At 70.2% G+C, this 14622-nt stretch carries 14 protein-coding genes and 1 riboswitch; of the genes, 2 read left to right on the top strand and 12 right to left on the bottom strand.

What is annotated here, in order from left to right; all coding sequences use genetic code 11:
- Nucleotides 1-30: 30 nt before the first annotated feature.
- Together ACFSJG_RS12610 and ACFSJG_RS12615 are read right to left on the bottom strand one after the other, a co-directional pair.
- Complete coding sequence (locus ACFSJG_RS12610; protein WP_378485561.1) at nucleotides 31-1416, bottom strand: class II 3-deoxy-7-phosphoheptulonate synthase; 1386 nt, start codon at nucleotides 1414-1416, stop codon at nucleotides 31-33.
- 83 nt (nucleotides 1417-1499) lie between these two features.
- A complete protein-coding gene (locus tag ACFSJG_RS12615; protein ID WP_378485562.1) occupies nucleotides 1500-1991 on the bottom strand; it encodes a polyadenylate-specific 3'-exoribonuclease AS in 492 nt (163 codons plus the stop codon).
- A 64-nt stretch (nucleotides 1992-2055) separates the two neighbouring features.
- Here ACFSJG_RS12615 and ACFSJG_RS12620 point away from each other — a divergent pair, with 64 nt between their 5' ends.
- Nucleotides 2056-3420 (top strand): glycosyltransferase 87 family protein, encoded by a 1365-nt coding sequence (locus tag ACFSJG_RS12620; protein WP_378485563.1) that lies wholly within the window; start codon nucleotides 2056-2058, stop codon nucleotides 3418-3420.
- Here the strand turns inward: ACFSJG_RS12620 and ACFSJG_RS12625 are convergent, their stop codons facing one another.
- The 6 genes from ACFSJG_RS12625 to ACFSJG_RS12650 all read right to left on the bottom strand — a co-directional run bounded on the left by ACFSJG_RS12625 (nucleotide 3421) and on the right by ACFSJG_RS12650 (nucleotide 7763).
- Complete coding sequence (locus ACFSJG_RS12625) at nucleotides 3421-4134, bottom strand: lysophospholipid acyltransferase family protein (RefSeq protein WP_378485564.1); 714 nt, start codon at nucleotides 4132-4134, stop codon at nucleotides 3421-3423.
- A gap of 96 nt (nucleotides 4135-4230) precedes the next feature.
- Nucleotides 4231-5193, bottom strand: a complete 963-nt coding sequence (locus ACFSJG_RS12630; protein ID WP_378485565.1) for an ROK family protein — start codon at nucleotides 5191-5193, stop codon at nucleotides 4231-4233.
- Nucleotides 5190-5612 carry a hypothetical protein gene (locus ACFSJG_RS12635; RefSeq protein ID WP_378485566.1) on the bottom strand — a complete coding sequence of 141 codons (423 nt, stop codon included), beginning with the start codon at nucleotides 5610-5612 and terminating at the stop codon, nucleotides 5190-5192. Before ACFSJG_RS12635 ends, ACFSJG_RS12630 begins: the two co-directional genes overlap by 4 nt.
- Nucleotides 5609-6859 carry an ArsA family ATPase gene (locus tag ACFSJG_RS12640; RefSeq protein ID WP_378485567.1) on the bottom strand — a complete coding sequence of 417 codons (1251 nt, stop codon included), beginning with the start codon at nucleotides 6857-6859 and terminating at the stop codon, nucleotides 5609-5611. The genes ACFSJG_RS12635 and ACFSJG_RS12640 overlap by 4 nt, the downstream gene beginning before the upstream one ends.
- Before the next feature lie 29 nt (nucleotides 6860-6888).
- Nucleotides 6889-7326 (bottom strand): SRPBCC family protein, encoded by a 438-nt coding sequence (locus ACFSJG_RS12645; RefSeq protein WP_378485568.1) that lies wholly within the window; start codon nucleotides 7324-7326, stop codon nucleotides 6889-6891.
- A gap of 44 nt (nucleotides 7327-7370) precedes the next feature.
- The gene (locus tag ACFSJG_RS12650; protein WP_378485569.1) at nucleotides 7371-7763 is read right to left on the bottom strand and encodes a polyketide cyclase / dehydrase and lipid transport; all 393 of its coding nucleotides are present in this window, start codon (nucleotides 7761-7763) and stop codon (nucleotides 7371-7373) included.
- 115 nt (nucleotides 7764-7878) lie between these two features.
- On the opposite strand from ACFSJG_RS12650, the gene ACFSJG_RS12655 reads away from it, so the two are divergent.
- Entirely contained in the window at nucleotides 7879-9687 is a 1809-nt protein-coding gene (locus ACFSJG_RS12655) for an AMP-dependent synthetase/ligase (protein WP_378485570.1), read from the top strand.
- Between the two features lie 71 nt (nucleotides 9688-9758).
- Here ACFSJG_RS12655 and ACFSJG_RS12660 read toward each other — a convergent pair whose 3' ends face one another.
- The 4 genes from ACFSJG_RS12660 to ACFSJG_RS12675 all read right to left on the bottom strand — a co-directional run bounded on the left by ACFSJG_RS12660 (nucleotide 9759) and on the right by ACFSJG_RS12675 (nucleotide 14153).
- A complete protein-coding gene (locus ACFSJG_RS12660) occupies nucleotides 9759-10883 on the bottom strand; it encodes a glycosyltransferase family 4 protein (protein ID WP_378485571.1) in 1125 nt (374 codons plus the stop codon).
- 78 nt (nucleotides 10884-10961) lie between these two features.
- The gene (locus tag ACFSJG_RS12665; protein WP_378485967.1) at nucleotides 10962-12239 is read right to left on the bottom strand and encodes a peptidase MA family metallohydrolase; all 1278 of its coding nucleotides are present in this window, start codon (nucleotides 12237-12239) and stop codon (nucleotides 10962-10964) included.
- Nucleotides 12240-12313: 74 nt separating this feature from the next.
- A complete protein-coding gene (locus ACFSJG_RS12670) occupies nucleotides 12314-13357 on the bottom strand; it encodes a C40 family peptidase (RefSeq protein ID WP_378485572.1) in 1044 nt (347 codons plus the stop codon).
- A 226-nt stretch (nucleotides 13358-13583) separates the two neighbouring features.
- Nucleotides 13584-14153: a C40 family peptidase gene (locus ACFSJG_RS12675; protein ID WP_378485573.1), complete on the bottom strand. Its 570-nt coding sequence runs from the start codon at nucleotides 14151-14153 to the stop codon at nucleotides 13584-13586.
- Between the two features lie 12 nt (nucleotides 14154-14165).
- Nucleotides 14166-14330, bottom strand: a riboswitch (cyclic di-AMP (ydaO/yuaA leader).
- Nucleotides 14331-14622 lie beyond the last annotated feature (292 nt).

Raw genomic sequence — 14622 nt, forward strand, 5'->3', positions numbered from 1 at the left:
GCGACGGGCCGAGGTGGCGTTGGGCACTGCTCAGCCGCGCAGCATCTCCGCCACGAGGAACGCCAGCTCGAGGGACTGCTGGGTGTTCAGGCGCGGATCGCACGCCGTCTCGTAGCGTCCGGACAGGTCCAGGTCGGAGATGTCCTGCGCGCCGCCGAGGCACTCGGTGACGTTCTCGCCGGTCAGCTCGACATGGATGCCACCCGGGTGGGTGCCGAGGGCGTTGTGCACCTCGAAGAAGCCCTGTACCTCGTCGACGACGCGATCGAAGTGGCGGGTCTTGTAGCCGGTGGACGACTCGTGCGTGTTGCCGTGCATGGGGTCGCACTGCCAGATCACCTGGTGGCCCGTCGCCTGGACCTTCTCGATGATCCCGGGCAGCAGGTCGCGGACCTTGCCGTTACCCATCCGCGAGATCAGCGTCAGCCGGCCGGGCTTGCCGGTCGGGTCGAGGCGCTCGACGTACTCGACGGCCATCTCCGGGGTGGTCGACGGCCCGATCTTCAGGCCGATCGGGTTGGCAACCAGCTCCGCGAACGCGATGTGCGCGCCGTCCAGCTGACGGGTGCGGTCACCGATCCAGAGGAAGTGCGCCGACAGGTCGTACAGCTTGGGGTGGTCGCCGGTCTCGTCGAGCCGCAGCATCGCGCGCTCGTAGTCGAGGACGAGAGCCTCGTGGCTGGCGAAGATCTTCGCCGCCTTGAGATTCGGGTCGACGACACCGCATGCGTCCATGAATCGCAGACCACGGTCGATCTCGGCGGCGAGTGCCTCGTACCGCGCTCCCGCGGGCGAGGACGACACGAACTCGCGGTTCCAGTCGTGCACCCGGTGCAGGTCCGCCTCGCCCGCTGCGGTGATCGCGCGGACCAGGTTCATCGCCGCGCTGGCGTTCGCGTAGGCGCGGACGAGGCGTGACGGGTCGTGGACGCGGACTGCAGGGTCGGCAACCAGCGAGTTGACCATGTCACCGCGATAGGACTGCAGGCCGAGCGAGTCGGTGTCGGAGGAGCGCGGCTTCGCGTACTGGCCGGCGATCCGGCCGACCTTCACCACCGGGAGCGACGCGCCGTAGGTGAGGACGACGGCCATCTGCAACAGGGTGCGGATGTTGCCCTTGATGTGCGGCTCGGTGTTGTCGGCGAACGTCTCCGCGCAGTCACCGCCCTGGAGGAGGAACGCCTCGCCGCGGGCCACGCTCGCGAGCTGGTTCTGGAGGTCCTCGACCTCGCTGGCCACCGTGATCGGCGGGACGCTCTCGAGCACTGTGCGCATCGCGGCGGCCTGGTCGGCGGGCCACGACGGCTGCTGCGCGGCGGGCTTGCTCAGCGCCTCGTCCAGCTTCGTTCGCAGCGCCGCGGGCAGCGGCGGCAGTTCGGGCAAGCGGTCGATCGGCACGTCGACGGTCCAGTTCACCGATCCAGGATATTCGGTCACCGGGGTGGCCGTCACGGGTGGGTGTGATTGACGCCCTGTCGTGACCGTCACATCGGGGCCCGTCAGCGCAGGGTCTGCGCTCGGCGGATCGCCTCGAACTTGACGAGGTTGTGGCGCGCATCGGCCAGTGCGTCGTGCGCGTCGCTCGGGGCGGGCGGCAGCGCCGGCCTGCCCGCGTCCTCCCAGTGCTGCTTGAGCTCCCTCGTGAACCGCGGCATCGACTGCGGCAACGCCGTCATGTCACCCCACAACTGGCAGAGCGCGACGTGGTCGTACGCGGCCACCCACGCCCACAGTTCCGGCACGATGCCGGGCCGCGGGATCAGGAACTTCAGCAGGTCGTCCCGGATCTTGTCACGGCTACGCCACGCCGGGGACGTGCGCGGCGGCAGCTTCGGCAACACGTTGCCCCGGACCCACTTGCCTGCCCGGGACTCGTCGAACTCGGTGGACACCGCGTAGAACTCGCGGCCGTCCTCGGCGGCCACGCCGATGGAGACAAGGTCGATTGTGCGACCATCCTCGATGAACTCGCAGTCGTAGAAGTAGCGCACGACGGGCACCCTATGCGCCCGTCACACTGGTGATGCGACCGCCCCCGAACCGAAGGATGCACTGGTGTCGACTCCCCGCGATTCTGCGACCGCTCGGCCGGTCGGTGATTCTGCGACTGCTCCGCCGGTCGGCGACGCCGCCACTACGACGCCCCGTCGCGGCTGGCTGCCCCCGGCGTCGACCCCCGCGGGCGCGGCTCTGCGGGTGACGGCGGCCGTCGCCGCGCTGGTCGGCATCGCCTACAACCTCGTCGGGTTCCCGTACCTCCGTGAGTTCGGTGCGTACTACCGCATCGACCTGGACGTCTACCGACTCGGCGGAAGCGCGCTCGCGGACGGCGCCGCTCTGTACGGCGCCATGCCTCCGACCGCGATCGGGAACGCGCTGCCGTTCACGTATCCCCCGCTCGCGGCGATCGTGTTCAGCCCGCTGTCCCTGATCAGCCTGGACCAGGCGAGCGCCGTGCTGACGGTCGTCACGCTGGCGGCCCTGCTCGGAACGATCGCGTTGACGCTGCGCTCGCTCGGGATCGTGGACCGCGCGACGGCGGCGTGGACGGCGGTGGCCGTGTTCGCAGGTGCACTCGTCCTCGAGCCGGTGTACTCGACGCTCGACTACGGGCAGATCAACATCGTGCTGATGGTGTTGGTGGCGTTGGACTGCTTGCTGCCCCGCACACCGTGGCCACGCGGGCTGCTCGTCGGACTGGTCGCGGCGGTCAAACTGACGCCCGCGGTGTTCGTGCTGTTCTTCCTGTTGCGCAAGGACTTCCGCGCCACCGTGACCACCGGGATCGGATTCCTCGCCGGCACCGCCCTCGGGTTCCTGGTGACGTTCGACGACGCGAAGCAGTACTGGACCGAGACCCTCCTGGACTCCAACCGCATCGGCCGGCCGGCCTACCCGGCCAATCAGTCCGTCACCGGCATGCTCGCTCGCCTCGGCCTCGAGGGTGCGACGCGGTCGGTCGTCTGGCTCGTGTGCTGCGGGCTGCTGCTGGTCCTCGCGGCGGTCGCGGTCCGGCGCGCGCTGGCTGCCGGCCACCTGGTGCTCGCCCTGGGCTCGGTCGCGGTGCTCGGTTTGCTGGTCTCGCCGGTTTCCTGGTCGCACCACTGGGTGTGGGCGGTGCCGCTGCTGATGGCGTTCGGCCATCTGGCGCTGTGCCGGGCGGAACAGATGCCGTGGCAGCGGCCCGTCTGGACCGCGTGGACACTCGGCGGCGTCGCGCTGTTCGTCGTCGCCCCGCACTGGCGGCTCACCCCGGGCCGGTCGAGCGGCCTCGACTGGCCGATCGCGGACCAGGTGCTCGCGTCCTCCTACGTCTGGTGGGGCACCGCGACGCTGGGTCTGATCGCGCTGATGCGTCTGCCCGTACGGCCGGACCGGACCGCGCCACACACCGAGGCCGTTCCGGTCCCGGTGTCCTGATCATCCCGACGCGGCGGCCCCGGATCGGATCGGTGCGTTCGGCGCGGGTTCCTTGAGCGATGCCGCGTAGACGTCGACGTACTCCTGGCCGGAGAGCTGCATCAGCTTGTACATCACCTCGTCGGTGACGGCACGTTCGACGAAGCGGTTTCCTGCCATCCCGTTGAACCGGGAGAAGTCGATGGGCTCGCCGATCCGGACCACGATCTTCGCCGGCCGCGGCAGGCGCGAGCCGATGGGGTTGAGCTTCGCCGTACCGATCATCGCGACCGGGATCACCGGCACTCCGGAGGCGAGCGCCATCCGGGCCATCCCGGTCTTGCCCTTGTACAGCCGCCCGTCCGGGGACCGCGTTCCCTCCGGGTAGATGCCGAGCAGGTTGCCGTCGCCGAGCACCCGCAGCCCCGCGGCGAGCGCATCCGCCGCCGCGTCGGCACCGGTGCGGTCGATGGGCACCTGACCGGCAGCCGTGAAGAACCACTTCTGGAATCGTCCGGTCAGGCCGGTGCCGGTGAAGTACTCGCTCTTCGCGAGGAAGGTGATGCGCCGCGGGGCCCGCAGCGGCAGATAGAACGAGTCCATCACGGCCTGGTGGTTGCTTGCGAGGATCGCCGGGCCGTGCGACGGAAGGTGTTGCGCGCCTTCGATTCGGGGCCTGCCGAGGGCGAACAGCAGCGGTCCGAGCAGGACATACTTGAAGAGCCAGTACCACATGCGCGCCTCCCGACCCGGACTACGCGTCCCGTGCTCCGCACTGTACCGACGCCCGGTGTGCGCGACCACACGACGACACGCACGCTGTGCCGACTGTCACATGCGGGTGGCGGCGAGGTCCGCGACCCCGACCATCGCCGCGGCCTCGCCGAGCTGCGTGGGCCGGATCCGGGCGAGCGGGCGATGGCCCGACCCGGTGAGCGAACGGACGTACTGCTCCCGCGCGTCGTCGAGGAACAGGCCGGCCGAGCTCGCGACGCCACCGGCGATCACGATCAGCTCCGGGTCGAAGACGTCGGCGACCATCGCCAGCCCGATGCCGAGCCAGCGGGCGAACTCGGCCATGACCCGCACCGCCAGGACGTCACCGTCCCGTGCCGCGCCCGCGATCCTGCGTCCCGTCAGCGAACCGGGATCACGGGCCACCTCCGCCGCCAGCACGGTCGACTCCGACGGGTCAGCGGCGAGGAACTCGATCGCCGTCTCCACCAACGCCGTTCCGCTGCAATACCGTTCCCAGCACCCGCGCTTCCCGCAGGAGCACGGTCGCCCGAAGGGCACCACCTGCAGATGACCGAGTTCCGGCGCAACCCCGTAGCTTCCGCGATACAGCTCGCCGTCCACGAGCAACGCCGCGCCGATGCCCGTGCCGATCGCGACCGTGACCACGTTGCCTCCACCCGTGGCGGCACCGAAGCGGCGTTCGGCCCAGGCCGCCGCGTTCGCGTCGTGTTCGAGGACGACGGGCAACCCCAGTCGGGCACCCAGCTCGCGGGCCACCTCCACCTCGACCCACGGCAGGTGCGGGGCGAACCGGACGAGGTTGCGATCCTGCGAGACGAACCCCGCGACGGCGAGACCGACGGCGTCGACGTCGTTGCGGCGCATCAGTTCGCGCAGAGTTCGATCGAGCGCGTCCTCCAGCGCGGGCGCCGACCGCGGCGTCGGAGCCTGCGCCGTGTCGAGGACGTCCCCGCCGCGATCCACGACGGCTGCGCGGATACTCGTGCCACCGACGTCGACACCGATCGTGAGGCCGGACCCGCGCGCAGTCGTCATGTCTCGGGATTGTCCTCGATCCGGACCTGGATCGGAACGAAGGCGCGGGTCCGCGTCGTCGGCGCTTCCCCGTCCGTTCCGGCTCCGCCGCCCGGGCCGTCGTGGCCGTCGTGCTCTGCCAGCAGGGCCCGCAGCAGAGCGAGAAGCGCTGCGATCTGAGAACTCAGCAGGGTGACCAGGTCGTGCGGCTCCCCCTTGACCAGGGCCACGAGCGCGCACACCGGGCACCACGCGCAACCCGACGGGGTGGACGCCTGCCCGTCCCGGTCGGCGGCGGACTCGGACCTGTCGTCGGCGGTGTCACCTGCGGACTCCGCGACACCCTGCGCGGCGCGTTCGAGGATCGGCTCGATCCGATCGAGGGCGGCCAGGGCGAGCGACCGCAGTTCCGCCATCAACGCGGCGTGGTCCGGGGTCACTGCGGCCACACCTCCGGGTCCGGCCGGAACCGCACCACCAGGTCGTCGCCCTCCACGTCCGCGGCGACCGCGTCGCATCGCTTGAGCACCGACGCCAGCGGCCAGCGCCGCCGGATTCCCGCGGCCCCGACGAGGAGGTCGTCGCCGACCCGCCCGAGGGTCACCGACGCGGGATCGACGAGGGGAAGCGGAATCCGCAACGCGTACACAGAGTCGACCCCCGTTCCCGATTCGAGTTCCACGGTCGGCGCGGTGCGCTCCGACTCGCCCACGGACGCGGGATCGATCCCGGCCGGGAAGGCGTCGTCGACGACGGCGCCGAGAGCGTCCCACCCTACCGGCTCTCCGCCGTCGTCGTGAATCACCCGAACCGCCGTGCCTCCCAGGGCATCCCGCACCTCGGCCAGCACCTCGGCCTGCTGCGCACTCCGGCGGGCGTACCACCGCTGCGGGCTCGACCGGACCTCCTCGCCCGACTCGACGGAGCCCGCCCGATCGTCCTGTGGCAGTACACCGTTGACGACCACCTCGTCGAGCCGGAGACCCAGCAGCGCGAGTGTGGTGACGGTGCGCCTCGCCTCGTCGGCGGCCACCCGCCGCGGCTCGGTCACCAACCGAACCCCACACCGGTCGGGGTCCGAGAGGAGCTCGCGAATCGGCACCGTGGAATCGACGAGGCGGTCCACGAGCAACGCCGTCACCAACTGCCATTGCGCGGCACCCTGCCCCAGCGTGACCCGCGCGTGCCGTGGCCAGACCCGTTCGACGCCGTCGGCCACGAGATCGGGGACCGTCAGCAGTCGGGTGGCGTCGGCGGTCGCGGGGCAGTCGACCACGACCAGATCCCAGTCGCCGCTGCCCACGAGCGACGCCACCTCACCGAGTCCGATCAGCTCCTCGGCGATCGGCAACGCCGTCAGCTCCTCCGGCTCGGGCAGCGACAGCGGCGAGGCGTGATCGTGGTCCCCGCCCGCGGGCACGAGGGCGGCCAGCGTCGTCAGCCTGCGCTCGAGCAAGGCCCGGGTGTCGAGTTCGAGGATCGAGATCGCGCCACGCAACAGCCCGGGCACGTCGTGCACGGCGTCCGCGCAGCCCGGTGTCGTGTCCACCCCGAACACGGTCCCGAGCGAATGCGCCCGATCGAGCGAGACGACGAGGACCCGCGTGCCCGAACGCGCGGCGGCCACCGCGATCGCAGCGGCCACGGTCGACTTGCCTGCGCCTCCCTTGCCGACGACGAACTGCACCCGCGGATGCGTGTCGGCCTCCCGCGGACTCAGCCCTCCACCCTCTTCTTGAGCTCGTTCAGCGCAGTGTCGGTGATCGCCCGCTCCGCCTTCCGTTTGAACAGTCCGATCATCGGGATCGTCAGGTCCACGGTCAGTTCGTAGGTGACGAGTGTCGAGCCGTCGGGCTGCGGGGCGAGCAGGTACGACCCGGACTGCGCCCGCTGGATCTCACCGGAGACCAGCTCCCAGGACACCGCGCGACCGTCCGCCGCCCACTCGAACTCGAGCACGTAGGTGTCCTTGACCATCCCCGCGTCCAGCACGAAGCGCACGCGGTGGGCGCGACCGGACGACCCGACCTCGAGTACCTCGACCGATTTCGCGGCCGCGACCCATTCGGGGTACGTGTCATAGTCCGCGATCACGTCCATCACCCGCTCGGGCGGCGCCGCGATCGTGATCGACCTCTTGGTCTTCTCCGGCATCCGAGAGTGCTCTCTTTCCTCCGCGTCGTCAGCGCGCCGCGGCGTCAGCTGGCCTGGGGGGACTCCCCGGCGGGACGACCCGCCTCGAGTTCACGCTTCACCTCGAACGTGACGACCTTGCCCGCCAGCCGGCGAGCGTGGTTCAGTTCCGCGAGGTCGAGCGAGGGCACGTCCGCGGGCGCCACTCCGGCGGGCTCGGCGTGCAGGAAGTAGTGGACGATCGTGCCGTCCAACTCGGGCTCGAGCCAGACCTCCATCGTGCCGGTGAGCGCCCCGTCGACCGTCCAGCGAATGCCCTTCTCGGCGCGGTCCTCTCGGACGTCGAGTCGAAGGTCCGGCCACCAGCGGCCCCATTTGCGTCTCGCGGCCAGAGACTCGGCGACCCGCTCGGGGGCTGCCGCGACGAACGTCTGGTCCGCGACCTGAATGCTGCTCACCCGGACAGCTTCACACATCACCCTCGTCTCGCGTGGCGCAGGTCGCATCCGCCAGGGTTTACAGTGGAGTTGCACACTACCTACTCGTCAGTATTCTTCAGGTCGGAGGCCTCACGTGCGTGAGTTCAGTGTCCCCCTCAACTTCACCGTTCCCGAGGACGGATCCGCCGTCGACGCGGTGTACACCCACGCCGAGAAGAATCCCGACCTCGCACTCTTCAAGCGCGTCTCGGGCGGCGCCTGGATCGACGTGTCCGCCGCCGAGATCGCCGAGACCGTGACCGCCGTCGCCAAGGGCCTGATCGCGTCCGGCGTCAAGCCCGGTGACCGCGTCGCCCTCATGTCGGGGACCCGTTACGAGTGGCCGATCGTCGACTTCGCGATCTGGTCCGCGGGCGGCGTCACCGTTCCGATCTACGAGACCTCCTCGGCCGAGCAGGTCCGCTGGATCCTGCAGGACTCCGCCGCCGTCGCCCTGATCGTCGAGAGCGCCGACCACTCCAGCACCGTCGCCGGTGTCACGGGCGACTTCCCCGACCTGACGACCGTCCTGCAGATCGAACCCGGGGACGACGAGCCCGGCGCGATCGCGACGCTTGTCCAGCGCGGCGCAGACGTCGCCGACGACGAGGTCCGGGCCCGGACGGCCGCGCTGAAGGCCTCGGATCCGGCCACCCTGATCTACACCTCGGGCACGACCGGCCGCCCCAAGGGCTGCATGCTCACGCACGCCAATCTCATCGCCGAGTCGAACGCGATCGCCACCTCCGGATTCGGCGCACTGCTCCAGCCCGGCCGCCGCAACCTGATGTTCCTGCCGCTCGCGCACGTACTCGCCCGGGCCGTGAGCCTCGCGGCGTTCAACGCGGGCACCACCGTCGGCCACACTTCCGACACCAAGAACATCGTGGCCACGTTCGGCGAGTTCAAGCCCGACTTCATCCTGTCGGTGCCGCGCGTGTTCGAGAAGGTCTACAACACCGCCCGCCAGAAGGCGCACAACGAGGGCAAGGGCAAGATCTTCGACGCGGCGGCGGAGGTCGCCATCGCGTGGAGCGAGGCCCAGGACACCGGCGGCGCCGGCTTCGTGCTGAACCTCAAGCACACCGTCTTCGACAAGCTGGTCTACGGCAAGCTCAAGGCGGCCCTCGGGGGCCAGTGCCAGCTCGCCATCTCCGGTGGCGCTCCGCTCGGCGCGCGGCTCGGCCACTTCTTCCGTGGACTCGGCGTCACGATCTACGAGGGCTACGGCCTCACCGAGACCACGGCGGCGATCACGGTCAACTCCCCCGGCCACCAGAAGATCGGCACAGTCGGAAAGCCGTTGGCGGGCAACTCCGTCCGCATCGCCGAGGACGGCGAGATCCTCCTCCAGGGACCGGTCGTGTTCACCGAGTACTGGAAGAACGAGGCGGCGACGAAGGACGCCATCGAGGACGGCTGGTTCCACACCGGAGACCTCGGCTCGCTCGACACCGAGGGCTACCTCAGCATCACGGGCCGCAAGAAGGAGATCATCGTCACCGCCGGCGGCAAGAACGTCGCCCCCGCGGTCCTCGAGGACAACCTGCGCGCCCACCCGCTGATCAGTCAGGCGCTCGTCGTCGGTGACCAGAAGCCGTTCATCGCCGCGCTCATCACCATCGACCCCGAGGCTTGGCCCGGGTGGCTCGAGCGCAACGGCAAGGCCACGGACGCGACGATCGAGAGCCTGCTCTCCGACGTGGACCTGATCGCGGAGGTCGACGAGGCGATCGCCGGGGCGAACAAGCTGGTGTCGGCGGCCGAGTCCATCAAGAAGTACCGGATCCTGCCGCTCGACTTCACGGAGGAGACCGGCGAGCTGACGCCGACCCTCAAGCTAAAGCGCAACATCATCGTGCAGAACCACGGCGCGGCAATCGAGGCCATCTACAGCCGGTAGAAGGTCTCGTCCCGAGTGCGCGGATTCGCCGGCTCCGGCCACCGAATCCGCGCACTCGGCCGTATGTGGGCCTACAGCAACCCGGCGAGGCGAGCCGCGAGGACGTCCCAGCGCCAGTGCTCGGACACCCAGGCCCGACCCGCGATCCCCATCGCCTCGGCACGGTCGCGGTCCGAGAGCACCGAGATCACCGAGTCGGCCACCGCCTCGACCGAGCGGCCGTTCACGACGTGCCCGGTCTCGCCCTCGCGGACCGTCTCCGGGGCGCCACCGGAGTTGCCTGCGATCACCGGGACACCGGACGCGGACGCCTCCAGGTACACGATGCCCAACCCCTCGACGTCGAGGCCCGCTCCGCGGGTGCGGCACGGCATCGCGAACACGTCGGCGATCGTGTGGTGCGCGGCGAGTTCCGCCGACGCGACACCGCCGGTGAACACCACGTGGTCCTCGACGCCCACCGCCCGCGCCAGTCCGCGCAGCTTCTCCTCGTAGGGTCCGCCGCCGACGATCACCAGCACGGCCCCGTCGACGGCGCGCCGGATCCGGGGTAGCGCCCGGATCAGGACGTCCTGGCCCTTGCGCGGAACGAGCCGGGACAGGCACAGGATCGTGGGCCGCTCCCCCAGCCCGTAACGGGCCCGCAGCTCGGCTCGTGCCGCCGGATCGGGCCGGAAGACCTCGCTGTCCACGCCGGGCGGAACGTGTTCGAGACCGGCTCGTGGACCGAACGCCGCCGAGAACCGACGCCGTGTGTACTTGCTGACGTAGGTGACGGCGTCGGTGGTGTCCCCGATCCGACGGAGCGACTGACGCGCCCCCGGAATCATCGACCACCCGACCTCGTGACCGTGCGTGCTCGCCACGATCCGACCGGCCCCGGCGCGGCGCAGGTGAGGTCCGAGCAACGCCAGCGGAGCCGCTGCACCGAACCAGACGGTCTCGCAGTCGTGCCGGCGCACCAGTTTCGCGGCCTTCCGCGCGACCAGCGGCGTCGGCACCATCAGCGTCGTCGGATGGCGAACCACCTCGAAGGGCTGATCGGCGTCGAACCGGGTGTGACTGTCGCCGCGCCAGCGGGGCGCGTACACGACCAACTCGTGCGCGGGCAGTGCCGCCGTCAGGGACTGCAGGTAGGACTGGATGCCACCCGGTCGGGGCGGAAAGTCGTTCGTGACCAGCAGGGTTCGACGCATGCGATCACGGTAGGCGGTACACGACGCGGCGCGGGAGGAGGGGTCGGGTCGACCGTTGTCGGGTCTGCCGTCCGACGCTCAGCGCACGGTGTCGGCGAGCCAGGTCCCCCACTCGCCGATCAACTCCTGCGTCGGAACACCGATCGCCGACCGGACCCGATGGTCGATCGTCGCATCGTCCGCGGGCCCGGCGGACAGTTCCCCGTACAGCGACCGCAACTCGTCCTCGCCGAACCGGTCGGCGACGAATTCGGCCACCGTCCAGGCGGATTCGTACGCGGCCAGGGACCGGTCCCCGCCCGCCGCGAAGTCGGCGTCCGACGGCAGACGCGACGGCGGGCCGTGTGCCGCCACGGCTGCGGACACCGTCGGTGCGACCTCGGCGACGGTGGCACCGGAGTCGCGGTGGCCGACATAGTCGGCGAAGCCCTCGAGCACCCACATCGGTGACCCGTCGACGGTCGTCGCCCGTGCCGCGACGTGGGTGAGTTCGTGCCGCAGCACCGCCCGTCTGCTCGCCTCGGTGAGGCGCTCACCCGCGGTGGGGCTGAACACGATTCGCTGACCCGTGACTGCTGCCGCACCGGGAACGACGGCGTCGGAGATCGAGACGGCGGCGATGTCCGAGCCGCTGTGCTGCTCGCCGACCTGGTGGGTGAACTCCTCCTGGTCGGCAGCGACGATGACGAGCGCGCGACGTGGCCACTGCGTGCCCCACACCTCGGTGACCGCGGGAACCGCGGCGACGAGTTCGGTGGCGATGTCGTCGATGCGGGCCTGCTGCCACGGATGCCCGAGCACCACCGAGACGCCGCCGTCCGTCTCCACCGTGCGCGACACCACCGGACCGAAGTCCCACGGCCCGCGCCAGGTGCTCCGGTCGTACTGCGGGAGGGCGGCGTCGGAGACGAGCTTCCATTCGTCGCCGCGCCGGGCCACCACGAGGGAGACGGGTTTGCGGGTCGACGCGGTGTCCGCGCCCGCGATCCCGTACCGGAGGAACACGTGCGGCGCCCAGACGTCCGTCGCCTGCAGACGCTCGGCGACGTCACTCGGCACCGGGGTCTCGGGCCCGGAACCGATCTCGTAGCCCCAGTCGGCCAGGGGTACACCCGTCAGGTTGCGCGAGCGGCGCACCTCGGCGGCCAGGAACTCCGGTGCGGCCCCCGCGTCGAACAGCGCGGCCAGTGCCGCCTCGTCACCCGAGCGGACCGCCTTCGCCCACCGGTTCAGCAGGTCCTGGACTCCGGTGCGACGAGCCTGCTCGAACGGACTCACCTCGGATGCGGCTGCCGAGTGACCCTCGGACCGCTGATTCAGAACCGTTCCCGCGGCACCCGCAACCGCAACGAGCAGCCCTGCGAGCGCAACCGCCTCCCAGCGCCGAATCCCCCGCCGCGTCGGGCGCGGCGCATCCTCCCGCTCGATGGTCAGTACCGACGGGCGCCGTAGAACGGATACGCGTCCAGCGGTGCCACCTTGACGGGCACACCGTAGGTCGACGCATGGACGATGTTGCCGTTGCCCGCATACATGCCGACGTGGGACGCGTCGTCGTAGTACAGGACGAGGTCGCCGGGCTGGAGGTCCGCCTTGCGCACGGGAACACCGGACGCGGCCTGCGCCTGACTCGAACGCGGCAGTGTCTTGCCGATCTGCCGGTACGCCCACACCATCAAGCCGGAGCAGTCGTAACCGTCGGGACCCGTGGCGCCCCACACGTAGGGCTTGCCGACCTGGGTGAGCGCCGCCTGGAGCGCGCTCGCGTTGGACCCGGGCACGAGGCCCTGCAGCACGATCGACGGGTCGTAACCCGGTGGGAACACAGAACCGGCGAGCTGGGCCTTCTCCGCACTGCTCAGCTCCGCGAACGCGGCGGTCACCTCGGCGATCTGTTCCTTCAGGTCGCTCTGAGTGCGCTGCAGGTCGTCGCTGATGACCCGGGCGTGTTCTGTCGCGGTCCTGGCGTCGTCGGCGGACCGGCGCGACGACTCCTCGGCCGCGGTCGCCACGTCGCTGGCGTCCTTGAACTCGCGTACCTGCGCGGCGGTGTCCGCGGACAGCACGCTGAGCGTCGACATCTGGTCGAGCAGTTGCTGCGGCGAATCGGAGATCATCACCGCGAACAGGCGGTTCACCCGGCCGCCCTGGTAATTGGCCGCCGTCAGCCGGTCGATGGCCGGCTGGAATCGGGCCATCTCCGCGCGGGCGGCGTCGAGGCGCTCGATGTCCTGCTGGTGGCGGGTCTCGGCATCACGCTGGACGGCCAGCTTCGAGTCGAGGTCGATCTGCGCGTTGTGCATCGCCTCTGCCGTCTGCTCGGACGTCCGGGAGAGCTCTGTGAGCCGTTCGAGTGCAGCAGTCGGGTTGTCGATCGCGGGATCGGCGCCTGCCGGTCCGGTGACGCCGGCGATCAGTGCGAAGGTGAGCACCCCGGTCGCGACTGCGGTCGACCGCTTTCTCAGTGACGCCACGAACCGGGTACTCCTGTTCTTCCTCGCGGAAAGGTCTCGGCAAGGTTACGGAACGGCATACGGCGGTGTCCACTCCGCCGGGACGACGTCACGTCGCCGCCAGGTGTGGGCCGTGAACGACTGTGGGCCCGGCGATCCTTCTCGGATCGCCGGGCCCACAGAGGCCGACACACACCCTGCGACACTTCCCCTGTCGCAGGGCACTCCTGTCGTGATGCCGGGTGCGTCAGTAGCGGCGCGCGCCGTCCATCGGCATCGAGGACAGCGGAACGCGCTTGACCGGGACACCGGAGGTGGCGGCGTGGATGACCTCACCGTTGCCGGCGTAGATGCCGGAGTGCGAGCCGCCGTAGAAGGAGACGACGTCGCCGGGCTGCAGGGCGTTGGCCGAGACCGGGGTGCCCGCGGCGGCCTGGTCGTAGCTGGTGCGGGGCAGGTTCAGTCCGGCCTGCTTGAACGCCCACTGGACCAGTCCGGAGCAGTCGAAGGCGTCCGGGCCGCTCGCACCGTACACATACGGGGCGCCGATCTTGCTGGCAGCGGCGTCGACAGCCTTCTGACCTGCGGTGATGATGGCGGCAGGGGCGGGCACGGGAGCGTCGGGGAACTGGGCCTGAAGCTGCTCGAGACCCGGGATCTCGATCGTCTGGGCGGGGACACCCGGGATGTCGAAGACGCCGACGCCGGGAACGGTGACGGGCTCGGCCATAGCCGGTGCGGCGGTTGCCGTGAGCGCGCCGAGGGTGAGGGTGCCGGCGACGGCGGCGCGTCGGGCCTTGGAGCTCAGTGTTGCCACGAAAGGAGGTGCCTTTCTTCCATTCCTCCGCCGACCGGGTTAGCTGACGGGTTCGGGCTGGGAAGATCAGCCCTACCCGTCGTCCCGCGCTGGCGCGCTCCGACGGGATTCACCCCAGATAACGGTGGGTTCCCGATTCGAGTCCCTCACGGGAGTTCGATTAGGCGGTACCTCGCGACGCCGCTCCGGTGTGGGGCGGCGAGACTCCGCAAGGTCTCGAGAAGATTACGAAAGCACCCCGGCGGTGTCGACTCACCGAACCGCCGAAAGCGGACATTTCGCCTATTTCGGGCTGCGTTCGGCAACTAGGCAGCACCTTCATCACGAACAGATAACGACCGACTGGTCTGCGTGCACTCGGCCGACCGGACGAGCCGGAGTGGAGGCACGAGCCCGTTGTCGGCCAGCACACCGAGAGCAACCCGTTCGTCCTGCTCAACACTCATCCGCGCAACAACACCCGACCGTG

The organism is Rhodococcus gannanensis (genome assembly GCF_042681175.1).
Classification (GTDB): Bacteria; Actinomycetota; Actinomycetes; order Mycobacteriales; family Mycobacteriaceae; genus Rhodococcus_G; species Rhodococcus_G gannanensis.

Bases quoted from the DNA above. Each gene is read 5' to 3' on its own strand.
- ACFSJG_RS12625 (WP_378485564.1), bottom strand. From the start codon at position 4,134: ATGTGGTACTGGCTCTTCAAGTATGTCCTGCTCGGACCGCTGCTGTTC.
- ACFSJG_RS12630 (WP_378485565.1), bottom strand. From the start codon at position 5,193: ATGACGACTGCGCGCGGGTCCGGCCTCACGATCGGTGTCGACGTCGGT.
- ACFSJG_RS12645 (WP_378485568.1), bottom strand. From the start codon at position 7,326: ATGCCGGAGAAGACCAAGAGGTCGATCACGATCGCGGCGCCGCCCGAG.
- ACFSJG_RS12660 (WP_378485571.1), bottom strand. From the start codon at position 10,883: ATGCGTCGAACCCTGCTGGTCACGAACGACTTTCCGCCCCGACCGGGT.